This is a genomic window from Parabacteroides gordonii MS-1 = DSM 23371 (genome assembly GCF_000969825.1).
Lineage (GTDB): Bacteria > Bacteroidota > Bacteroidia > Bacteroidales > Tannerellaceae > Parabacteroides > Parabacteroides gordonii.
Window position 1 is genome coordinate 1,653,047 of record NZ_KQ033919.1, and the last position, 22,881, is coordinate 1,675,927.

Genomic DNA, 22,881 nt, shown 5'->3' on the forward strand with positions numbered 1-22,881 from the left:
TCAACTTTCCGGCACACTCCTTGCCTGAACTGTTTCGTAAACAACAACAGCAATAAATACCAGCGCAGTTATCGCATTCAACTGAAGCGGATTAAAGAAGCGTGCAAACGGAATGATAAACGCAAGCACGATAACGGCGATCACATGCGACCAGGCAATCATCCGGCAGGTGATCCACTTATACACACTGTTACTCATCAGATAAATGATCGGGCCGCCCACCATAGCGAAGATACCGCCCGTCGTCATTTCACCCAACGGATGGTTTACGACCAACTCATCCCCTACCGCACAAATGATCAGTGCCCCGACCAGCACGACATGGATCGAATGATATTTCAGTCCGAGCAGGCCGGGGTTCGATATCTTTTTGATCTTCCGGCTTCCCGCCTCGCTGCTGACATCAAAATAAATCCACCACATTGCCAGGCTGTTGGTGAAAGAGATTATTACCGCATAGATAATCGTCGCGTCCCACACCTCGAAATCGCTGAGTGAAGCGCCCGTCATCATGATCGTTTCACCAAAAGCGATGATAACGAACAGCTGGCTTCTCTCTGCCAGATGTTGCCCTTCAATCGTCCATTCCTTACTGGAAACGGATCGTCCGAGCCCCGGCAAATAAAAGCCGAACATCGGCGAAGTGTAATCGCACAAAACGGCCACCAGCCACAACAGGACACGCATATATCCCTCGCTGAACGCTCCCGCAATCCAGAATATGGCGGAGATACAAAACCATCCCAATATACGTTTGAAGTTGGGGGAAAGATGATGTTTTTTATCCAACAGGAAAACAATCACAAGCGTCCGCCCCAACTGGATAGCCACGTAACACGCGGCAAAAACCACCCCCCGGCTTGTATACGCTTCGGGAATGGAAGAAGCCATCACCAGCCCGATCAGCATAAGGACAAACAGGAGCAACCGGATAGAACGTGTTTCGGGATTGAACCAGTTCGTTACCCAGGTGGTATGCTGCCAGGCCAGCCAGACGGCAAACCACAGGATAATCTCCTGCAGATAACCCAGCCAGTCCAGATGATGAAGCAGGTAATGCGATAACTGCGTGACCGCAAAGACATAAATCAAGTCGAACAACAGTTCCGAATAAGAAACAGAAGCCCGCTCTTCCTCCCGGCTTCTCAGTAAATGATGTGAAGAATGCGACATACGCCAACGATTTTATAGCCTGTATAATCCGATAACCCTATGGAATTAGAACAAGCGCCCGTTTATTTTGTTTAAGAGATGTTAGTTGTTTCTTTTTGTGTGAACGGGAACTATCTTTATCTTTGTCAAAAGCATTTGAATATGGAATTGCGAACAGCGAATGTAGTCAGATATATTATGCCTTTACGCGAAGGCGGTTCGTTGCCGGCGCTGGCGGAAGCCGACGACGGATATAAGTATGTAGTTAAATTCAGGGGAGCCGGACATGGTACGAAAGCATTGATTGCCGAACTGGTGGGTGGTGAAATAGCACGCACGTTAGGCTTCCGTGTACCCGAACTGGTCTTCCTGAACCTCGACGAGGCTTTCGGCCGTACCGAAGGCGACGAAGAGATACAAGACCTGCTGCAGGCCAGTCGCGGACTGAACCTCGGACTGCATTTCCTGTCGGGCGCACTGACCTATGACCCGGTTGTGAATAAAGCCGGAGACAGGCTGGCTTCGCAGATCGTCTGGCTCGACGCCCTGCTGACCAACGTAGACCGCACCGTACGCAACACCAATATGCTGATGTGGCACAAAGAATTATGGCTGATCGACCACGGTGCCTCACTCTTTTTCCATTACTCATGGTCGAACTGGCGTAAGCATGCTTTAAGCCCGTTCATCCAGATCAAGGATCACGCTTTGCTTCCCGAAGCTTCCCTGCTACCGGAGGTAGACGTCGAATTCAAACGCCTGCTATCTCCGGAAAAGATTCGTGAGATCGTCGAACTGATCCCGGAAGACTGGTTGCAGTGGAGCGACAGCCCCGGCACGCCGCAGGAGATAAAGGAGATATACATGGAATTCTTAACCGAGAGGATCGCCCATTCCGAAACATTTATAAAAGAAGCGCAAGATGCAAGGAAAGCACTTATATGAATATGCCGTTATCCGCTTTGTTCCCCGGGTGGAACGTGAGGAGTTTATCAACGTAGGCATTATCCTGTTCTCCAAACGGGCTAAATATATAAAAGCGCGTTACCGGGTAGACGAAAGAAAAATCCGGCTGTTCTCTTCCGAGCTGGATATGGATTCGTTGTATGCCAGCCTGAAAGTATTCGACCACATCTGCTCCGGTGCCAAAGGAGCCGGCCCTATCGCGGCGATGGACATTCCCGAACGATTCCGCTGGCTGACGGCTGTACGCAGTTCTTCCATACAGACATCCCGTCCGCATCCGGGCTTCTCGGATGATCTGGATACGACATTCGAGAAGTTATTTTCGGAGTTAGTATTATAGCCGGAGAAGCAGGCTTTTTCACCACAGAAAAGGCTCTCGAAAGTGTTAAATTTAGCAGTTTTTACCTGTATTGTATAAAGTTTTATCTTCACTAACACTTTTTGACGATGCAACCCTTCAAACTTAACAAATATTGGCCTGAAAAAGCTTGACAAAACCTCTTTGCAACCGTATCTTTGTACTGTGGTTTTTTCATAATAGTATTAGATTTAAGGTTAACAAAGTTGGTTAGGGCTTGTCGTGAGACAGGCTTTAATTGTTTATAGACCTTTCGTTTGTTATTTCCTTTTCAGACACAATAATTCTTCGGTGCAAATGCAGCCTTTTCTTTGTCATTCCTTCCCACCGTCACACCAAATAAACAAAAGAATTTTTCTATATTGATTTAAATTAGCTACTTTTGCAAACAATCAGATATACAGATATTTAGACATTATTTAGTGACCGCTTGAAAACGAAGCGGTGAACCTAAAAGATACACCATTTGTATACATTACTTTATGCGACGAATAAAATATAAAAAGATGGCTATGTTGATTTACTTTCTTATTGTTGTGGTGGGAATTATTACATTAGTACTTATAACCGGCCTTCTGCTACCCGGCAAGAGGATCGGCTCCCGGCAATGCTTCTACAACGCATCACCCGAAAAAGTATATAATGTACTTATCAACAACACCGACTACGGCTACCGCAGCGACCTGAAAGAAATCATTATCATTGAAAGCCTGGACGGTATAGAAGTATGGGATGAGATAGCCAAAAACGGTTCTGTTGTCCGTTTCAAAACCGCCCGCAAAGAACCTTTCTCACTTTACGAATTCGATATCATCAAAGGAAACGGCTTTACCGGACACTGGAAAGGCGAACTGCAGGAAACAAGCACAGGCGGAACCCATTTTACTTCTACGGAAACTATCCGGATGAAAAACCCTTTCCTGAAAGTCCTCTCTTACCTGTTCTTCGACATCGAGAAGTTTATGGACAACTATCAAAATGACTTACGGGTGAAGCTGAGCGAAGACCTCGCATGAAAAAAGGGAGCCTTTAATGGACTCCCAGAAACTTAAATGGTTTGGTCGATACAAACTGCCCGGCTGTATTGCCTGCATATGTTTTACCGCTTACCAGATCCAGCATCCTGACAGGTGCACCCGCCGAGAAATCCACCTCTTTGAAATCCACCCAGAACACATTGGGATAAATGGTCGACTCATAATAATAAACCTTATTCTTCTGGTCGGAAAGCGTTCTCCATCTTGTCGACGAGATATTCGGCTGGTCGGGTGTCGTAATGCCCAGCGGGACGGAAGTGTTGCGGATCACACTGAAAACACTGGCCACCGCTACCCGCGTATCGTCTACCTTCGGGATGGCATTGATATAGAAGGAAGCCCTTACGAAACGGTCAGCAGCCCGGTTGGTTCCGGGAAGGAAAGTGGTTCCGCCGATGTTCTTCCAGTAATCGTCTAACGCCAGTTGCTGATCAAATACCGGCGAGTTGGTCATCACCTGGTACGACTTGCTATGATGGATATTCAATTTACCGTTCACATATTCGAAGATAGCATTATCCCCATCCGCGTCGGAGATAGACAGGTGCAACGTTGCCAGGCGCGTACCGTCGGGCATCATGTCGGACACCACTTCGAACGTGCCTTTTTCGGTAAAGGCCACCGCCTCATCCACCGTAGCAAAATTATCCAGCATATACTGAACCCAGGCCGCAATGGAAAGTCCCGGCTTCTTACCGTCCCACTGCGGGTATTCCGACTCGGCCAGCCAGAGTAGGTTGGCTACCAGCCCTTTTTCATTCATTCCGTCCGTACTGCAAATATCGTAGGCGGATGTTATTACGCTTCCATATTTCGAAGTCCACTCCAGCGGATTCTTGCCTATTTCACCGTTGCGCTGCATGCCCCGTGGAAATATCCAGAGGTTACTGCGGGTATCTTCTTTCCAGTCCATCGTCCGGCCGGTCAGCACCGTATTACCTTTTCCCTGGTAGACAACTCTTGTACAGGCTTCCGACGGGCTGAACCGGGCGGTTGCAGCGATTGCCAGCAACGCTATTCCCCATTTATTCATCTCTCTCATAACTTTATCATAAATTATTTATAGTATATATAGTTATAAACGTTTTGCCGAGTGTATTGTTTAAAAAAGATAAGTGTCACAAATGTTACAATTTAAGAGTAACAGACCTTGTATCTTTGTTTGAAATAATTATATCATCAGACTATGGAACAGTTACATGCACATGAAGTCCTTCACATGATGGAAGGAAACAGTTACACGGAAGCCTCTTTGAAGGCTGCAATTATCGAACGGTTCGGTGAAACACAACGTTTTTACGCCTGCTCGGCAGAATATATGAGTGTCGACGACCTGATCGTTTTCCTGAAGGAGAAAGGGAAATTCATGCCTATGGACGACGGCTTTACGGTCGATATTACAAAGGTTTGCAATCATTAAAGATTGTGTTATCTTTGCGGTAAATATTGATTTTTCAGATGCCGACGAACGCTATTGTAAAAAAGTCGAAGATGTGGAACTTATGGCATGGTTGCCATAAGCTGAGCCAGGGATGCAAGCATTGCTACGTTTATCGCGGCGACGCCAAAAGGGATGTGGACAGTTCGGTGGTGACGCAGACGAAAAGTTTCGATCTCCCCATCCAGAAGAAGCGCAACGGGGAATACAAAATCCCTTCCGGGACGCTCGTATATACCTGCTTCACTTCCGACTTCTTTGTAGAAGATGCCGACGGATGGCGGCCGGAAGCGTGGAAGATGATGCGCGAACGGAGCGACCTCTCGTTTATGATGATCACCAAGCGGATCGACCGCTTCACCGCCTGTATCCCCGACGACTGGGGCGAAGGCTATGAAAACGTCACCATCTGCTGCACGATCGAGAACCAGGAATGCGCCGACTACCGCCTGCCGATCTACAAAGCGGCCCCGATCAGGCATAAGATACTCATCTGCGAACCGTTGCTGGGAAAAATAGACCTGCGCCCTTACCATATCGGGGAATGGGTGGAACAGGTGGTTGTAGGCGGCGAGTCGGGTTATGAGGCCCGCCCGTGTGATTTCGACTGGGTGATGGATCTGCATGACGTATCGGTGGAAAGCAATGTCGCTTTCTGGTTCAAGCAAACCGGCGCGAAATTCATCAAAGACGGCGAAGCCTACACGATCAGGCGGCAGTTCCAGCATTCGCAAGCCCGCAAGGCGAACATAAATTTCAAATAGATATATCCGCCAGGCGGCCGGCTTTATTCTTTTATCAAGCGCAACAGCGTTTCATGCATGGCGCCGTTTGTGGCGAGCACTTCGTCGCCCGTCTGCCAGTTGTCACCGCCACTGAAATCAGTTACTTTTCCTCCGGCCTGCATCAGGATCATAGCACCGGCCGCCACATCCCACGGGCCGATCCAGGCTTCGATACGGGCTTCGAACCTTCCTGCCGCGATATAGCATATCTCTGCTGCTGCCGCTCCCATCAGGCGGGTTCCTCCAGCAAAACCATACAGGCGGTCGACCAGGTGGAGAGCTACCGGACGGTAAGCATCCGAGTTATAAGGAAATCCCAAGTCGATAAAGGCTTTGTCGAGATCGGACACATCCGATACATGGATCTCCTTCCCGTCCAGATACGCCTTACTGCCTTTCCAGGCGTAATAACATTCATCCCGGCATACTTCATACACGACACCGAGCAACAGCTCTTCTTTATTACGCAGGGCAATACTTACGCAATAGGGTGCTATGTCGTGAATATAATTGGAAGTACCATCGAGCGGATCGACCAGCCAACAATAATTCTCGTCGGTCAGGCTACCGCTGCCTTCTTCTGCTATGAAACCGGCTTCGGGAAGTAAAGCGGAGAGCTGGGCGATCAGCCATTTCTCCGACTCCTTATCGACATACGACACATAGTTATGGGCACTTTTTTCCTCCACCCGTCCCCGGTCGAATTTACGTCGTTCCTCTTTCAGGAAAGCCCCTGCTTTACGGGCTATATGCTGTACCTCGGTACAAAGATTCTCTAAGTTCAACATGCTGCAATTCTTTCTTTTTAGCGTGACAAACGTACGCAATTTTATGGATTGCAAGGGTATATGGAAAATCTTTCTTATTTTTGTTAATGAATTTTCAAACAAAACTAGGTATTTAGCCGTTATCATTATAAAAAGAATACACTATAAAAAACAGATGAGGATTTGGATTAAACGAATAGGGATCGTCTGTCTGATACCTGTAGTATTGGTATTGTTGGTCTCTGTGCTATTATATATACCGCCTGTACAGAATTTTGCCGTGAAAAAAGCGGCTTATTACGCCGGTAAAGCCACCGGAATGCAGATCGGAATAGAACGGATACGGCTCTCTTTCCCGCTTAACCTGACGGTACGGGGCGTAGAGGTGCTGGCTTCGCCCGCCGATACGCTGTTGACATTGAAAAGCCTGACCGTAAACGTACAAGCCCTCCCCTTATTAAAGCAAGAAGTTTTGGTAGACGCCATCAACCTCGAAGGGGTAAAGGTGAATACCGGTACCTTTATCGAAGGGATGGAGATCAAGGGCGTGTTGGGACGTTTATATGCCAAGGCCGACCGCATCAACCTGGCAAAAGAGAAGGTCACCCTCAATACGATCGACCTGTCGGATACGGCGATCACCCTGCTGCTGAACGACACGACCACCCAAGCCGACACCACCTCGACACCCGTAAACTGGATACTGAAGCTCGAAAAGATAAACCTCGACCGGGTAGCATTCGCCATGCAGATGCCTGCCGACTCGTTGCGCCTGACAACCTACATAAATAAAGCCAGCCTGAAAGACGGCGTAGTCGACCTGGGTACTTCCCGCTACGGAGCCGACCTGTTCACGCTGACCGGTTCGACCTTTGGGTACGACGGCAACAACCAGGCTGCGACAGACGGCTTCGACCCTTCGCATATCTCCCTGAGCAATGTAACGATCTCACTCGACTCCCTTTTCTACAGTGGAAGGGACATAAAAGCACGGATACGCGAACTCTCCGCCGAAGACCGTTCGGGACTGACAATCTCCTCCCTCACCGGGAGCCTTCATAGCGACAGCACGACAATCAACGTACCGCAGCTCCTGTTGAAAACTCCTTCATCCGAGATGCGCCTGCTAGCTACGGTTCCCTGGAATTCATTTGCCGAAAGCCCGGAAGGGAACATGCGGGTGCTGCTTACCGCTTCCGTAGGGAAAGAGGATGTGATGATAGCGGCCGGGGCACTCCCCAAAGATTTTCAGAAAGCCTATCCGCAACAGCCCATCTCATTGACTGCCGGAGTGGAAGGTAACCTATCATCCCTGCTTCTCCGCCAACTGAAAGGAGAATTGCCGGGCGCTTTCCGTATGGACGTAAGCGGGACGATGAAGTCGCTGACCGACAGTGTACGCCGTTCCGGTAAACTGGATCTGAAAGCGAAAACAGGCAACCTCGACTTCGTGCTGGCCATGTTGCCGGAGTCAGAGCGGAAACGTTTCAATATCCCTTCCGGCATCACCCTGACCGGGGAAGCCGCCCTGAAGAACAACGAATACCAGGCCGACCTCCAGCTAAGGGAAGACAAAGGAAAAGTATTGCTGACCGGACGTTTCAACCCGGCCAAAGAGTCGTATGAAGCCGACCTGAAAGTAGACAGCCTGGAACCCCTGCATTTTATGCCGCTCGATTCCCTCTACGGGCTGACAGCCTCTATCCGGGCGGAAGGAAAAGGTTTCGATCCTTTCTCAGCTTCAACCTGGGCCAAACTGGACGGTAAGATCACCGATATCCACTATGGCAATTACAGTGTATCGGATGTCAGCCTGGCCGGTTCGCTCGAAAAGAATTTCGCCAAGTTCGACCTGCTGAGCAAGTACCCGTTGGCCAAAATGGACATGACGCTGAATGCCACCCTGCTGAAAAAAGAGATCAAAGCGATGCTGATCGCCGATGTCGAAAACTTCGACCTCTACGGTATGCACCTGATGAAAGACTCGCTGGCCACCTCTTTCCAGCTCTTCGCCGAGGCGGAAACCGACATGGGGAAAAACAACCTGGTCGATGTCACGCTGGGTAACTGGGAGCTGACCACAACTACCGGCACCTATAAACCCAAAACCCTGACCCTGCACGCCGAGAGCACGACAGACACCACCCGCGTCTCCTTCCATGCCGGCGATCTGGGTATTACGCTGACCGGGAATGCCGACCTGGAGACCATGACCGACAAATTCAACAAGATATCGGAAGGCCTTAACCGGCAACTGGAAAAGGACTCGATGATCAACATCCCGGCTTTCCGTCCGTTGCTTCCGGATATGCATCTGGCTATCTCGGCCGGAAAGGACAATCCGATCTACAATATCTTGCAGCAGGCCAATATTTCTTTCAACAACCTGAGCCTGGAAGCATTTTCTTCACCGGAAGAAGGTTTCCGGATGGATGCAGGCATCTACAACCTGATGCAGGACACAACCCGGCTCGACACGATCAGTTTCGCTATCCGGCAGGACTCGCTCGGGTTGTTGTATAACGCCGATGTCATCAAGACCAAATTCCGCCAGCAGGCACCTTTCACGGCTGGTGTGAAGGGAAAGATCAGAAGCACGTTCGCCGATGCCGAACTCCTGTACACCGACGGGATGGGAGACACCGGCATCCAGCTCGGCTTACGCGCGGATAAGGTACAAGAGGGCATCAACCTGCATCTGTTCCCCGACAACCCGATCCTGGCTTTCCGGCCGTTCAAACTGAACCCGGACAATTATATCCTTTATAAGAATGAGAAAGATATCGCAGCCAACGTCCGCCTGTCGGGAGATGAGAATGCATCCCTGTGGATACACTCGCTTCCTGCCGGGGAAAAGATGGAAGAGTTGCACCTCGAACTCAGCCAGATCAACCTGGATATGGTGACAAAAGGGTTCGCCGACCTACCTTCCATGAAGGGTGTCCTGAGTGCCGACCTGCAATATGCCCCGTCCGACAGTTCGTTCATGGTGGTGGCCGATGCCAATATCGACAACCTGATCTATGAAGGGGGACGGGTAGGCGAACTGATGTTCAGTACCGTTTACCTGCCGCTGGCCGATAATACCCACCAGGTGGACTTACACTTCCTGCGCGACCAGATAGAAGTATTGTCGGCAACCGCGCTTTATAAGATGGGAAAGACCGACCATCTGGACGGAACGCTCGACGTGACACATCTGCCGCTCGAAATGGTTAACCCCTTCATCCCCGATAATATGGCGAGCCTGAGTGGGGTACTGGAAGGGAATATGACCATCAAAGGCAGCAGCAAAGAACCGAAAGTAAACGGATATATCGAAATGGACTCAACCTCGATGTTCGTCACAGCCGTAGGAACCAGTTTCCGGGTAGACGATAAAAAGATCGTGGTAAAAGACAACCAGGTCGTATTCGACGAATACCATATCCATGCCGCCGGAAAGAACCCCTTCGTGATAGACGGGACAATCGACTTCCATAATCCTTCGCGGATGATGGCCGACCTGAAATTGAAAGCGGATAACATGCAACTGCTGGATGTGAAACGAAATAAGGAAAGCCTGGTGTACGGCAAGCTGCTCGTCAACCTGGCGTCTACTGTCAAAGGCCCGCTCGATGCGCTTATCATGCGCGGCAGCCTGCAATTGCTGGGGGGAACGAATGTGACGTATGTCATGCAGGACTCTCCGCTGACGGTACAGGATCGTTTGTCAGACCTGGTTACGTTCACCTCTTTCGAAGATACACTGGTGAACCGCCGCCGGCAAGAAGCACCGCTACCGTTGGGCGGTATGGATATGTTGCTGACGATCGGTATCGACCAATCCGTACGGCTGAATGCCGACATCACTCCCGACCGTTCCAGTAAAGTGGAACTCGAAGGGGGCGGCGACCTCTCTTTCCAATACACGCCGCAGGGTGAAATGATCCTGAACGGACGCTACACCCTGTCGGGGGGGATCGTAAAATACGCCTTGCCTATCATCCCGCTGAAAGAGTTCAATATACAAGACGGCAGTTACGTACAATGGAGCGGCAACCCGATGGATCCGTACCTGAACCTGACGGCAACCGAACGTCTCCGTACCAATGCCACACCCGACGGACAGAATCCGCGCATGGTCAGCTTCGACGTAGGTATCGCGCTCAAACAACAGTTGGAAAACCTGTCACTCCAGTTTGTCCTGACTGCCCCGGAAGACCAGGCGATGCAGACGCAACTGAACACGCTGGGAGAAGACGAGCGTACCAAACTGGCTGTCGGAATGATCATCACCGGAATGTACCTGTCGGGCAGCAGCAGCGGCAAAAGCAATATGAATATGGGGGCGGCCCTGAACAGCTTCCTCAACAGCGAGATCAGCAACATTGCCGGAAGTGCACTGAAGACGGTGGATATCTCCTTCGGTATGGAAAGCTACGATGAAAACGGCAGCGGCGACGGCGGTGGGCGTACCGACTATAACTTCAGCTTTGCCAAACGTTTCTACAACGACCGTATCCGTATCGTGCTGGGCGGCCGTATCTCGACCGGCGAAAATGCCAGCAGCAGCAACCAGACACAGGCTTTCATCGACAATGTGTCGGTAGAGTACCGCCTGGATGCCAGCGGCACGCGCTACGTGAAGCTTTTCCACAATAAGAACTACGAGAGCCTGCTGGAAGGCGAGATCACGGAGACAGGCGTCGGTATCGTGCTTCGCCGCAAGATGCTGCACCTGCGCGAACTGTTCAATTTCAAGAAGAATAAACCCAAACCGGTAAATGAAGAAGAATGATGACAGGAAAGATGACAAATACAATGACAGAGAGTGCTGACAAAAGATGTCAGGACAAAAACATACTGCAAAGTGTCCGCGCCGGTTCGCGGAAGCCTTTGACGTGCTGCAAAACGTCCGCGCCGATCCGCCGGGGCTCTTGCAGAGCTACAAAACGTCCGCGCCGATCCGCTGAGGCTCTTGCAGAGCTGCAAAACGTCCGCGCTGTCCCGCTGGGGCTTCTGAAGTGCAGCAAGACCTTCATGCCGATTGTTTCGTTATGCCTTTTGCTATTCCTGGCTTCCTGCTCCACTACCAAGAACCTTCCCGAAGGTGAAATACTGTATACCGGTATCAAGAAGATAGAAGTCACCCACGAAGATAAAACAAGTGCGGGGGAAGATGCCCTGGCGGAAGTGGAAGCCGCCCTGGATTATCCCCCCAATAATGCCCTGCTGGGGAGCTCGTCTATCCGTGTGCCGCTCCCTTTCGGCCTGTGGGTATACAATGCGTTTGTCAACAAGAAAGGGAAACTGGGGAAATGGATATTCGAGAAGCTGGCTGCCAAACCGGTGTTTATCTCGACCGTCAACCCGGAAGTACGTGTCAAAGTGGCGCAGAACCTGCTGAAAGAATACGGTTACTTCAACGGGAATACGGGCTTCCAGGTAGATCCTGACCCGAAAAATCCGAAGAAAGCCAAGATATCCTACCAGGTAGAAATGAACAACGCCTGGACGTACGACAGTATCCGTTATGTCCGGATGCGTCATAAGATGGACACCCTGATACAAAACACGGTGGGCGACCGCCTGCTGCATAAAGGCGAGAACTTCAACGTCACGAACCTTGAAGCCGAGCGGCAGCGTATCTCCTCTTTATTGCGTAACAACGGTTTCTACTATTTCCGTCCCGAGTTCATCACTTACCAGGCCGATACCATCATGAATCCCGGAAAGGTAGCCCTGCGTATCACGACCAAACCGGGTCTGTCGCGTGCTGCCCTGCGTCCGTGGAAGATCGGTGATATCTCCGTCACGCTGAACGGTTACAATAATGAACCGCCCACCGACTCGGTGAAATACAAAGACCTGACGATCTTTTACGAGGGGAAGCTCCGTATGCGCCCTTCCGTCTTATATAACCGTCTGAAATTCCGTACGGGTGAGCTTTATTCGCAGAAGAAACAGGAACAGACACAGACCAGCTATTCGCGCCTGGGGGTTTTCCGCTATTCAGAAATGCAATATACTCCCCGTGATACGACACGCCGGCAAGATACGTTGGACTTGAAGATCAACACGGTATACGACCTGCCCCTCGATGGCGAGCTGGAAGTGAACGTGACTTCCAAGAGTAACGACCAGGTAGGCCCCGGTGCGATCTTCAGTGTAACGAAGCGGAACGTGTTTGGCGGTGGAGAAACTTTCGGGGTACGCCTGCGCGGATCGTACGAATGGCAGACCGGTAAGCGGGTGGACGGCTCCAAGTCGGCCATTAACAGTTGGGAAATGGGATTGAGCGGGACGTTGACTTTCCCGCAAGTTATCTTCCCCAGCCTGATGCGGGGGGATTTACAGTACCCGTCGAGCACCTCTTTCCGCCTTTACGTCGACCAGCTCAACCGGGCACGCTTCTTCAAGATGCTGGCGTTCGGGGGAAGTGCTTCGTACGACTTCCAGCCAACTGCCACCAGCCATCACTCGGTAACCCCTTTCAAGCTGACATATAACCTGCTGCAGTCGACTACACATGAGTTCGACAGCATCACCAAAGAGAACAAAGCTTTGAAGTTAAGTCTCGAGAACCAGTTCGTCCCGGCTATAGGGTACACCTACACATACGACGATGCCCCTATTACCACCAAGCGGAACCATACCTGGTTACAGCTATCCGTTACCCAGGCCGGTAATCTCCTGGCGGCTGGTTATGCCATTGCCGGAAAGAAATTCAATGAAGAGGGCAAGCAGTTGTTCGGAAACAAGTTTGCCCAGTTCGTAAAAGGGACTGCCGAGGTTCGTTACAATTATAAGATCGGGCGTAACCAGCATCTGGTGGGGCGTCTGATGGCAGGTGCCATTTACAGTTACGGCAATGCCCGTGTTTCCCCTTACAACGAGCAGTTCTATATCGGCGGAGCCAATAGCCTTCGTGCCTTTACCATCCGTTCCATCGGGCCGGGTCGTTTCAAACCGGTGGAAAGTACTTACAGTTATCTGGATCAGACCGGTGATTTGAAGTTTGAAGCCAATATCGAATATCGTTTCCCGATCCTGGGCGACCTTCACGGTGCCGCCTTTATCGACACCGGAAATGTCTGGCTGATACGCGAAGACACACAACGTCCCGGTGGCCAGTTAAAATGGGGTCGTTTCCTGAAAGACCTGGCACTGGATGCCGGCGTAGGACTTCGCTACGATCTCACCTTTATCGTGATCCGCCTGGATATGGGTATCCCCTTGCATGTCCCTTACGAATCGGGCAAGAACGGTTACTTCAATGTCCCCAATTACACACCGGGCTGGCACCTGGCGATCGGATATCCGTTCTAAAAGAGAATGCCCGGCCATTTCCTTACCCTATAAGGTATCCTCCGATACCCTATAGGGTGTATCTCTCTTCCCTATACCCTGTTGCACGCTACCCTGAAGGGTAAAACACTGTAAAACAGAGACAAACAAACAAGAAGGACACAAAAGGACAAAAAGGACACCGCCACTTTTTTCAGGCGGCCGGCGGAGTCTTTTTGCTATAAACGCCTGCCGACAGGCGGGTGATGTACTGCGGTTCCAGACGGGAAAGGTGGCGGCGTACGGTACGGTCGTTTATCTGCGCGGCCTGGGTCAATGCATAGAGATCGGAAAGGGTGAACTGCTCCGGTAGCTGTTCGAATATCTTCCGGAAATAATCGGGACAGGTCAGCTCGGGAACGGGAGAAGACTCCTCCAGTTGCGTCATCAGCAGGCGGCTGTGTTCGAGGCAGACATCGACGATCGACAGGGCGGCACGGAAATGGGCGGCACTGCAATAACGCTCGTCTACCCCGTAATCGAGCGAAGCCGCATCGAGGGCGGTAAAAAGCATGCACAGACGGTACGCCATCAATCCGTGACGTTTTACCACACTCAGGAAATGTTCACTGCCAAAGAGGTCGGTTTCGCGCAGCAACCGCTCGAAATGCATATTCAGCTCCTGCCATTGCAACGGGGTGAGCCTGACCTGTAAACGGCGTTTACGCAATAACATGGCGACCTGCAACACCCGTTCGGACAGTTCGCCCAGATAAAGCTCGAACTGCTCCGCTTCCCCCGCCGACGACACATCCTGCCATACCGCCTCACTCCGGCAGGTGTACAGCAACAGGCGGCTGGCCAGACCGTTCTCTACATTGGGTACCAGGCGAAGAAACTGCCCCGGCGTACCGGCCAGCAGAATAGCCAGGCGGGGACGTTCCACGCGTATCATTTCGTGGTCGGTCTTACGCGACGAAGCCACCATTTCATGGTGGAAAGCCTTGCGCAGCAGGTCGTCGAACAGGCCGTAATCCTGCTTCCCCGCACTGATCAGGGTATCGATCTCGCTGTCGGCCATCAGCCCGCCTATATCACCGTTCTCGGACAGGTGAACCAGTAGCTTCGCCTTGGTGATCTGGGTAGGGATATAGAAATAGCAGGTTCTTTCCTCCCGCGGGGCATCGGCTATGCTCACCGCCTTCTTCGTGCGGCGCGACTCCGCTTTCTTCAGCTCCCACTCTTCGAGCGCCTGCAGGTATTCATCTTCCTTACGCTTCGTCTCTATTTCGATCAGCGAGGCATAACGGTCGGCCAGATGGCGCATGTCGTTGATACAGCCCTTCCCGTTGGCTGCCGGGGCTACCTCGACGGTATAGAGGTGGGGATATACCCGTTTACGGTTGTACACGCCCCATACACCGGGCAGGCAGGCACTCAACACGGTACAAGCCGCCAGAAAAGCCATGTCGCGTTCGCGGCGGTCGGTATAGAAGCGAAGGGCATCGCCCAGCAACGGCGGCAGGTGGTCGGTGATATCCCCGGGAAGAAAAGGAGTGTTACGGCGCAGCTCCTCGCCCGAAAAAGTGCCCGTGTCCTTTTTGTCCTTTTGTGTCCTAAACGTTGCGGGGGAGACGGAACGTTCACCCTTATTCCCCTCATAGGCAGAGGATAACGCCTGATCGATCTCTTCGGATGTAAAGCCGGGAGCGTGCAACAGGGGGATGCAAAAAGCAGCGACTTCTTGGCGGGAAAAGCCTTTCCGGTTCGCTTCGCAGCCCAGGCGGTAGACGGTCTGGTTACGGTTGCCCTCCGCCATCGGGTGACGGTGCAACCATTCCTGTGCAAATAGCTGTACGGGAGACAAGGTAGAGACAACGAAGGTTTCGGCATCGGGGTTATACCAGGCATCCGGATCGTCGCTCACATAGCAGCAACGGCTGATGTCTTTGCAAACACGGTCGCAGGATAGCCCCGACAGTTGTTCGTACCAGGTGGCAACGGCTGTGAAAGCATTCAGATGCAGCTCGCGGTCGGTATCTACGAGTACGAATACTTTCAGGCCTTCCCCGCCGGGACTGATAAACAGTCCCAGGGTGTACTTCTGCTCACGGAAAAGACGGGCCAATGCCGGCGGGTCGGACACATGGTCGAAGTCGAGCCCCACGGCATGGCTGTAAGTTTCCAGTTGGTCGGCACGGTGTCCGGTACGGAATACCCCCGAGGGAGTAAAGCCGGGCAGTTGTGTTTTGAGCTTACGGGCTCCTTCTAGGTTTCCGGCAGCCAGGGCATTGCGGTACGCGGTTATCTCATGCATCCAGTGGCGGATACGGATCAGGATAATGATTTCTTCGAGGGTACGGGGTTCTGAAGCTGGCAAGTAGAGCTTGCGGAAGAAGGAAACTTGAGGATGTGTATTCATAACTAAATTAATTTAAGGCACCAAGCCGATTTGTATATCCTAAAATTAGCCAACCTTCCCGACATGGCAAGGCACATAAAAAGACCGGCCGGGTGTTTCCGCAGATGCTCCGGTGGCATCAGGACAGGTATAACTGTTACGGATCCGCCCGATAACCGGTCAATTTATGTGAAAAAGCAGGGTGATAAGAATACTTATTTTCCTACTTCACGGCCTTCCAACCCCATATAATAGAAGCGTTTCACGGCTGCGGGGCTGGCTTCGAAGGTAAAGATATCGTACATCAGGTAATAGAGTTGCCCATCGCGTTTACGCTCCGAGCATTCCCGTAGCCGCAGGGCAATGTCTTTTACGGCAAAGGTCACGGCTTTATGATTTTTCGCCGATACCGTTATCCGGTCTTCGGGAAAGATCACGCTGGCTCCCAGACGGTCGCGCAAGCTGGCCTTATAGGCCGACAACTTATGTTCATTACTACGGGACAGGTGCCCGTCCCGTTCACGCATCGTGCGCAGCCCAGTTATCTCAGCAAACAGCGCATCCAATGATAGGGATGCGGGGGATTGTTGTTTTTTTTCATGTTATTGAATGTTTTAAATTATGGGAAAAAGGAGTAATTGGCGTGATGATAGGCTGAGGTGAATGTTCACTAATCAGATAGCTCAAAACTCTCTAATAACGAAGCCCTGGAGGACGAATCCCCCAGGGCTTGTTTTTGTCTGTTTTTGCTCTTCACAGAGATCGAACAGAAGAACTTTATTTCATTACTTTAGTATTAATATCGACCGCTTGTTCGCCCTCACGGGATACTTGGTTGATTTTAGTATAGGGTATCAACCACGCAGTCAATTTAAATTTATTGATTATAAATTATTTCTTATTTTACGATTGCTTTTACAGCAGCTTCACCTTCTACGGCTACTACTACTACACCTGCAGGAGCAGCGATTGTAGCTTCGTCGGAAGAAACAACTGTGTTAGCAATTGTCTGACCAAGAACGTTGCTGATAACAACTTTCTTTCCAGCTGCACCCTTAACGATTACGGCACCGTTAGTTGCTACTACAGATACTGTTGCAGCTTCTACGCCTTCGTTAGCTGTCGGGTTACGATCTTCGTCTTCGTTCATGTTGAATACGTCAGCATCCTTGATGTCGTCTACAACAACTACTACGTCGTTCATCCATTTCAGGTAACCGTAAGTTGCCTTCATTTCACCTTCTTTTGCAGCGTCAAGTTTTTCGTAATCAGCTGTTTCGATAACGAATGACTTTTCATTGTTGTCTACATAGCGGAATGAGAACTTAGCCACGTTGTAGTCGGCAGTGTTCATCTTGATTGTATCGGCAGCTGTCGGTTCTACTGCATTGAAGATCAAAGAATCGCCAATGTGAGAAGCCTGTACGAAACCTAACTTGTAGTAGTTTTCAGAGTTTACATACGGATTACCCTTCATGTGGTTGTCTGTATTCCATACAATAGCTGTATCTTTCAAGTTCACCAGGTAACGGCCTGTTGTATAACCGTCGAACGGTACTGCGTGAGGACAACCTGAGTTATATCCATGTTCCGGACAGTAAGTGCCACCGGCTACAACACCCGGATTTACCAACAATGCATATTGCGGATGATGTCCTTCGCTATCTACATAAGCCAAGTCAGCTACCATTGCAGGAGCAATCTTGTTGAACTGTACATTATTAGCGATACCCAGGAATTGTCCCTTTTCATACATTACGTCAGCAGAGTTGTCCTGACGGTAGATAGAGATTGTATCCAACGGGTTAACGATAGTGCGATACATCGGTTTGTCTGTTTCTTCAATTACGAAACGGTCGTTTTCAGGACGTTCGTACATTTTTGTATCATACAGGATACCGTTCTTTGTATCACCTGAATACATCTTATTTACATCATTCACAGAGAATGTGTGATATAATGCACCGACAGCAGCATCAGCGAATTCTACCGGACGCAGGTTCAGCTTGTCGCCTACTTTTCTCAATGTGAATTTCTGAGCTACATCACCTTCGCGTACAGCCTCGATAGCTTCAGCCAAAGAGTTGTATTTCGGAGTAGCAGCAGATACATAAGCATCTTTGTTATCAACAACCTTAGTAGCCAGTTTCATCGGTTCGTTGAACTGGTTGATGAATGAGTAAGAAACAACCTTCAATGTATCCAGTTTTTCCTTATATTCACCCTTAGCATCGAAGTAACCTAATTCGCTTACTACATAGATAGAGTCAGACAGAATGCTCTTGTCAGCATCTTTTGCACCTACGAAGTCTACTACAGCCAATACCAACGGATCGTTTGCCTGATCCAAACCGATTACGTGATTGTTTTCCTTCACGTCTTTATGGTTTTCAGTAAACCAAGCAGTAGCATTGTATGTATCTGACCAGTAACCCAAGTTGAAACGTTTGTTCTTCACGTTTTCCAAACGCAGGTAACCATCTTCTGCTTCTGTTCCTTCGATCGGAGTGATAGCGTAAGTAGCGTCACCAAAGACATATTCACCTTCTTTTTCTCCGTGATACAACTGAGATACAGCGATTTCGTATGTGATTTCTTTTGTTTCACGGTTTGTGAAGATATACTTAGTTCCATCTTCGCTCAAAGTCAACGCCCACTGGTCTTCCAGGTCACCGTTTGTCTTTGCTACGAATGCTGCTTCACCATATAATGTTCCAGCTTTTGTGTCATCATACAATACACCCAAAACTTTGTCACCGTTCTTTACAGTAAAGAACTTGTCAGTCAACAATTCTTCGGGCTTAACAGCTGTTGTGCTACCGATTGAGAAAGTAACGTCTTTTGCTTCATCGTGAGCTGCCAATACATTTAAGTCGCCAACTGTTACGTAACCGATCTTAGTGTCAGCATCCGCAGCCAATACCAATGTGATATTTCCAATCACTTCATCGAACTTAGATTTTGTTGCTTTGAAAGCAGCTACATATTTATCGGCATTGTCAGCCAGTTCCTTTGCAGAAACAGTCTTGAATGTATATGCATTGCTATAAGCAGCAGTTCCTTCGATTCCGTTCTCAACACCTACGATATAGTTTTCGCCTGATTTCAGTTTGAAGCTAGTTCCATCAATATCTTCTACAACCAAGTGTCCTACAAACGGATTACCAGTCAAATCTGTTTTGTTGTTACCATATTTGATAGTTACAGTGAAACCGTCTTTTTCGATAGCTGCAAGGTCAGTAGAAATGATATCTTCCTGTTCGTCTACCTGGTTGAAGATAGCGGCACTAGCAATAGCACCCCAACTTTGTAAATCTTCCTGCAAATAAGTTTCATCAGCATCGGCAGTTGTAACAGCGTCAACAACTTGTTTCAGATAGAAGCCGTTTGATCCTTCGATTTTCTCAACGATGAATTCTGCAGCGCCATTTAATACTAAGCTCTTATTTTCGCTTCCGTATACAAATCTATATTTGTCACCGGAAATCTTAACGGCTGTGAATACACCTGCGTTATCTGTAGCAGCCTCAGATGCACCTTCAGTTGAGATATAACCATCAGCACCCAAACCTAAGTAGAAAGGAGCACCAACTGTGAAAGGTACAGAGTTTTCGTTTTCTGTTGCGGTGTCGTCACCAGTATCAGGATCGGTTGCGTCGTCAGCAGACCAAGTACCGAAAACAAAAGAAGATGCTTCTCCTTCTGCTACTAAAGTAGGAACTGCACCAGCTGCAAGTTTCAGATAAAGTTCTCCTGTGATAGCGCTATTTTCGGTAAAAACATCAACATTAGCCAATTTCAATTTACCATCGCTCTCAATAGTAAATTCTAATTCGACATTATCACCTTCAGCAGTCCCAAAAGTTAAAGTAGCGTCATTTGAACCACCTGCATTAGTAGCAACAAAACATTTACCACCAGCTTGCAATTTGAAATTAGCTCCAGACTGTGTCAAAGTCCATTTTCCTGTTGTTTCTTCAATTGCAACATCGGCTTCACCTTGTCCATTTGTTGTGTTCAAAAGAACATCATAAGTAGTTGGATCATCAGCATCAACACCGACCACATAATCACCACCAGTACCGGCAGCAAGTTCAGCAGCAGATGTCACATCCACCTTTGCATCCAACGTTGTCCAAGCACCGGCTGCCAGGATGACAGCCACTAACGTAGAAAACTTTTTGTTCATAAATCTTTAATTTAATATTAATAATAGTGTTACTTAAAAAGCCTTTTAGTCTATTCCGTTTAAACCATCGAAATAGCGAATGACTAGTTTAAACGTTCCTTTTTTTTAGTCATTTTCTGGGCCCGGATAAAGTTTGGTACAAAAAAGAGGGGGATTTCATACAGGGATTGGTATCTTACTGATAAGAAAGAATATAGATTTGAAAAAATAAATTTGAAAAGAATTGCAGGTTAAAAAACTAGTCGTACCTTTGTACTTGGAAACGCGACTAGAAAAAAGGAACGATTTTTTTAGTCATACATTTTTCAGCATCTATCCTTTATTATTCAACAGATCACGCCCTACATTCGATTACCCTTATTTATATAGATATGTACCTGCGCACGTTTCATAACAGCCTGTATTTCAATGACTCTAATTTTAAGTTTTTGCAGGGAGTTGTTAAAAGGGGGTATTTTGCCTGCTTTTAGGGGGAGAAACGGGGCATTTTCACCCACAAAAAAAGAGCCATCGTTAGAAACGACAGCTCATTATTATTTTATAGGAAAGGGGATCCTAGGCATTCTTTTTCTTCCACCAAAGAAATACAATCAATGTGATTGCCGTAATAACGCAACCGATGATCTGCGAAACCGTAACATCCATGTTCAGTCCTTCGGGAGCGACAAAAATATAAGTGGAGCAGACGGCAGTCATAAACAGGGCGGGGATCAGGGTAATGATATACAGCTTTTTGGAAGTAGCCAGGAATACCGTCAAAGCCCAGAGGGTAAACACGGCCAATGTCTGATTTGTCCAGGCGAAATAACGCCAGATCATATCGAAGCCGTCTTTGTCTTTCAGGCTATAAAGCAATATGCCGATTGCGACGATGAACAAGGGTATACAGATCACCAGGCGGCTAACCATGCTCTTTTGCTCTTTATGTAAGAAGTCGGCTATGATCAGGCGGGCGGAACGGAAGGCCGTATCTCCCGAAGTGATCGGGGCGGCGATAACTCCTAAAACGGCCAGTACACCGCCTACCGTACCCAGCCATTCTTTAGTGATACTGTCTACAATCACGGCGGCATTACTTTCGCCCATACCGTTATTGTGATAGAAATAGGTAGCGGCGGCAGCCCAGATCAACGCAACGATACCTTCCGTGATCATCGCCCCGAAAAAGACAGGGCGGCCGTATTTCTCATTCTTGATACAACGGGCCATCAACGGGCTTTGCGTGGCATGGAAACCGGATATGGCTCCACAGGCAATGCTCACGAACATGATCGGGAAGATCGGCAGATTTTCAGGATGTGTATTGGTCAACCCGTCTGTCAGCTCCGGCAGGGGCGGATGGTTGACAAACAGCATCACAAGGATACCGACAGCCATAAACAGTAACGCGGCGGCAAATAGCGGATAAACCTTACCGATAATCTTATCGACAGGCAGTAAAGTAGCCAGTATATAATAGATGAAGACTACAAATATCCAGAAAGTGGCATCGAGATACTCCGGAGTCAGTTTTGCCAGCAAACCGGCGGGGCCGGCCACAAACACCGCTCCCACAAGAACCATCAGGATAACGGTGAAGCCGCGCATGAATTGTTTGAAGTTATTCCCGAGGTAACGCCCGATAATTTCAGGCAAGCTCTCGCCCTGATGCCGCAGGGATAACATTCCTGCCAGGTAATCGTGGACAGCCCCGGCAAAGATCGTACCGAGCACGATCCACAGGAAAGAAGCCACACCGAACTTCGCACCCATGATAGCCCCGAAGATCGGGCCTAATCCGGCAATGTTCAGGAATTGGATCATAAAGACTTTCCAGGAAGACATCGGAATATAATCAACTCCGTCCTGACGGGTAAAAGCCGGAGTCTGGCGGGAAGAGTCGACCCCGAAGATGCGCTCTATAAAAGAACCATAGATAAAATAGCCTGCAATAAGGGCTGCAAGGCAACAGATAAAGGTTATCATCGTTGTATAGAGTTAGTTCAATTATTGACAGAAGTGAATGTAGTGTCGTTGGTAGGGGCGGTTCACGAACCGCCCTTACAGACACCGTCAATATCAGTTATTCAGCAGTCGTTTTACCGCCTCTGAGATAGCGCGGCCTTCTGCTTTTCCGGCAAGGGCTTTGGATGCGGCACCCATTACCTTACCCATATCCTGAGGGCCGGCAGCACCCACCTGGGCGATGATGGCTTTCAATTCGGTTTCCAGCTCTTCGGCAGTCATCTGCTTCGGAAGATAAGTTTCAAGTACTTTCACCTGTGCCAACTCCCCTTCAGCCAGATCTGCACGATTTTGCTGTGTATAGATGCTGGCAGAGTCTTTACCTTGTTTTACTAGCTTCTGGATGATCTTCAATGCATCGGCATCGGTCAGGGTATCGTTGGCTCCCGGAGCTGTCTTGGCTTCGAGGAAGAATTTCTTTACATTTCTCAATGTCTCGAGGGCAACTTTGTCTTTTGCCTTCATCGCGTTTTTAATGTCTTCGCTGACTTTTTCAAACAAATCCATATCTTAAT

15 protein-coding genes are annotated in these 22,881 nt (G+C 49.2%); 7 read left to right on the top strand and 8 right to left on the bottom strand.

What is annotated here, in order from left to right; translation table 11 throughout:
• Entirely contained in the window at nucleotides 1–1,173 is a 1,173-nt protein-coding gene (locus HMPREF1536_RS06655) for a low temperature requirement protein A (RefSeq protein WP_028727157.1), read from the bottom strand.
• Between the two features lie 141 nt (nucleotides 1,174–1,314).
• On the opposite strand from HMPREF1536_RS06655, the gene HMPREF1536_RS06660 reads away from it, so the two are divergent.
• From HMPREF1536_RS06660 to HMPREF1536_RS06670, 3 genes are all read left to right on the top strand, one after another.
• On the top strand, nucleotides 1,315–2,097 hold the full coding sequence (locus HMPREF1536_RS06660; protein ID WP_028727158.1) for a HipA family kinase: 783 nt from the start codon (nucleotides 1,315–1,317) through the stop codon (nucleotides 2,095–2,097).
• Nucleotides 2,075–2,458 carry a DUF3037 domain-containing protein gene (locus tag HMPREF1536_RS06665; RefSeq protein ID WP_028727159.1) on the top strand — a complete coding sequence of 128 codons (384 nt, stop codon included), beginning with the start codon at nucleotides 2,075–2,077 and terminating at the stop codon, nucleotides 2,456–2,458. Before HMPREF1536_RS06660 ends, HMPREF1536_RS06665 begins: the two co-directional genes overlap by 23 nt.
• Nucleotides 2,459–2,982: 524 nt before the next feature.
• A complete protein-coding gene (locus HMPREF1536_RS06670) occupies nucleotides 2,983–3,492 on the top strand; it encodes an SRPBCC family protein (RefSeq protein WP_044191822.1) in 510 nt (169 codons plus the stop codon).
• Nucleotides 3,493–3,505: 13 nt separating this feature from the next.
• Here HMPREF1536_RS06670 and HMPREF1536_RS06675 read toward each other — a convergent pair whose 3' ends face one another.
• Nucleotides 3,506–4,555: a linear amide C-N hydrolase gene (locus HMPREF1536_RS06675; protein ID WP_028727161.1), complete on the bottom strand. Its 1,050-nt coding sequence runs from the start codon at nucleotides 4,553–4,555 to the stop codon at nucleotides 3,506–3,508.
• A 144-nt stretch (nucleotides 4,556–4,699) separates the two neighbouring features.
• Here HMPREF1536_RS06675 and HMPREF1536_RS06680 point away from each other — a divergent pair, with 144 nt between their 5' ends.
• Together HMPREF1536_RS06680 and HMPREF1536_RS06685 are read left to right on the top strand one after the other, a co-directional pair.
• Nucleotides 4,700–4,933 (top strand): YecH family metal-binding protein, encoded by a 234-nt coding sequence (locus HMPREF1536_RS06680; protein ID WP_028727162.1) that lies wholly within the window; start codon nucleotides 4,700–4,702, stop codon nucleotides 4,931–4,933.
• Between the two features lie 38 nt (nucleotides 4,934–4,971).
• Nucleotides 4,972–5,715: a DUF5131 family protein gene (locus HMPREF1536_RS06685; RefSeq protein ID WP_044191828.1), complete on the top strand. Its 744-nt coding sequence runs from the start codon at nucleotides 4,972–4,974 to the stop codon at nucleotides 5,713–5,715.
• Nucleotides 5,716–5,738: 23 nt separating this feature from the next.
• Here HMPREF1536_RS06685 and HMPREF1536_RS06690 read toward each other — a convergent pair whose 3' ends face one another.
• Complete coding sequence (locus HMPREF1536_RS06690) at nucleotides 5,739–6,524, bottom strand: inositol monophosphatase family protein (protein ID WP_028727164.1); 786 nt, start codon at nucleotides 6,522–6,524, stop codon at nucleotides 5,739–5,741.
• Nucleotides 6,525–6,678: 154 nt separating this feature from the next.
• On the opposite strand from HMPREF1536_RS06690, the gene HMPREF1536_RS06695 reads away from it, so the two are divergent.
• Together HMPREF1536_RS06695 and tamL are read left to right on the top strand one after the other, a co-directional pair.
• Nucleotides 6,679–11,283 (top strand): translocation/assembly module TamB domain-containing protein, encoded by a 4,605-nt coding sequence (locus HMPREF1536_RS06695; protein WP_028727165.1) that lies wholly within the window; start codon nucleotides 6,679–6,681, stop codon nucleotides 11,281–11,283.
• Nucleotides 11,284–11,525: 242 nt separating this feature from the next.
• Nucleotides 11,526–13,814, top strand: coding sequence for a translocation and assembly module lipoprotein TamL (gene tamL, locus HMPREF1536_RS06700; RefSeq protein WP_044191872.1), 2,289 nt, complete (start codon nucleotides 11,526–11,528; stop codon nucleotides 13,812–13,814).
• A gap of 172 nt (nucleotides 13,815–13,986) precedes the next feature.
• On the opposite strand, the gene HMPREF1536_RS06705 is transcribed toward tamL, so the two are convergent.
• From HMPREF1536_RS06705 to HMPREF1536_RS06725, 5 genes are all read right to left on the bottom strand, one after another.
• Complete coding sequence (locus tag HMPREF1536_RS06705) at nucleotides 13,987–16,194, bottom strand: DUF3987 domain-containing protein (protein ID WP_028727167.1); 2,208 nt, start codon at nucleotides 16,192–16,194, stop codon at nucleotides 13,987–13,989.
• 194 nt (nucleotides 16,195–16,388) lie between these two features.
• Nucleotides 16,389–16,700: a hypothetical protein gene (locus HMPREF1536_RS06710; RefSeq protein WP_150115606.1), complete on the bottom strand. Its 312-nt coding sequence runs from the start codon at nucleotides 16,698–16,700 to the stop codon at nucleotides 16,389–16,391.
• Nucleotides 16,701–17,071: 371 nt separating this feature from the next.
• Nucleotides 17,072–20,362 (bottom strand): DUF6383 domain-containing protein, encoded by a 3,291-nt coding sequence (locus HMPREF1536_RS06715; protein WP_028727169.1) that lies wholly within the window; start codon nucleotides 20,360–20,362, stop codon nucleotides 17,072–17,074.
• 555 nt (nucleotides 20,363–20,917) lie between these two features.
• Nucleotides 20,918–22,327: a carbon starvation CstA family protein gene (locus HMPREF1536_RS06720; RefSeq protein WP_028727170.1), complete on the bottom strand. Its 1,410-nt coding sequence runs from the start codon at nucleotides 22,325–22,327 to the stop codon at nucleotides 20,918–20,920.
• A 93-nt stretch (nucleotides 22,328–22,420) separates the two neighbouring features.
• Nucleotides 22,421–22,873: a GatB/YqeY domain-containing protein gene (locus tag HMPREF1536_RS06725; RefSeq protein ID WP_028727171.1), complete on the bottom strand. Its 453-nt coding sequence runs from the start codon at nucleotides 22,871–22,873 to the stop codon at nucleotides 22,421–22,423.
• Between the last annotated feature and the right edge of the window lie 8 nt (nucleotides 22,874–22,881).

Bases quoted from the DNA above. Each gene is read 5' to 3' on its own strand.
- HMPREF1536_RS06720 (WP_028727170.1), bottom strand. From the start codon at position 22,327: ATGATAACCTTTATCTGTTGCCTTGCAGCCCTTATTGCAGGCTATTTT.
- HMPREF1536_RS06695 (WP_028727165.1), top strand. From the start codon at position 6,679: ATGAGGATTTGGATTAAACGAATAGGGATCGTCTGTCTGATACCTGTA.
- HMPREF1536_RS06685 (WP_044191828.1), top strand. From the start codon at position 4,972: ATGCCGACGAACGCTATTGTAAAAAAGTCGAAGATGTGGAACTTATGG.
- HMPREF1536_RS06690 (WP_028727164.1), bottom strand. From the start codon at position 6,524: ATGTTGAACTTAGAGAATCTTTGTACCGAGGTACAGCATATAGCCCGT.
- HMPREF1536_RS06670 (WP_044191822.1), top strand. From the start codon at position 2,983: ATGGCTATGTTGATTTACTTTCTTATTGTTGTGGTGGGAATTATTACA.
- HMPREF1536_RS06705 (WP_028727167.1), bottom strand. From the start codon at position 16,194: ATGAATACACATCCTCAAGTTTCCTTCTTCCGCAAGCTCTACTTGCCA.
- HMPREF1536_RS06675 (WP_028727161.1), bottom strand. From the start codon at position 4,555: ATGAGAGAGATGAATAAATGGGGAATAGCGTTGCTGGCAATCGCTGCA.
- HMPREF1536_RS06660 (WP_028727158.1), top strand. From the start codon at position 1,315: ATGGAATTGCGAACAGCGAATGTAGTCAGATATATTATGCCTTTACGC.
- HMPREF1536_RS06710 (WP_150115606.1), bottom strand. From the start codon at position 16,700: ATGCGTGAACGGGACGGGCACCTGTCCCGTAGTAATGAACATAAGTTG.
- tamL (WP_044191872.1), top strand. From the start codon at position 11,526: ATGCCGATTGTTTCGTTATGCCTTTTGCTATTCCTGGCTTCCTGCTCC.
- HMPREF1536_RS06665 (WP_028727159.1), top strand. From the start codon at position 2,075: ATGCAAGGAAAGCACTTATATGAATATGCCGTTATCCGCTTTGTTCCC.
- HMPREF1536_RS06725 (WP_028727171.1), bottom strand. From the start codon at position 22,873: ATGGATTTGTTTGAAAAAGTCAGCGAAGACATTAAAAACGCGATGAAG.
- HMPREF1536_RS06655 (WP_028727157.1), bottom strand. From the start codon at position 1,173: ATGTCGCATTCTTCACATCATTTACTGAGAAGCCGGGAGGAAGAGCGG.
- HMPREF1536_RS06715 (WP_028727169.1), bottom strand. From the start codon at position 20,362: ATGAACAAAAAGTTTTCTACGTTAGTGGCTGTCATCCTGGCAGCCGGT.
- HMPREF1536_RS06680 (WP_028727162.1), top strand. From the start codon at position 4,700: ATGGAACAGTTACATGCACATGAAGTCCTTCACATGATGGAAGGAAAC.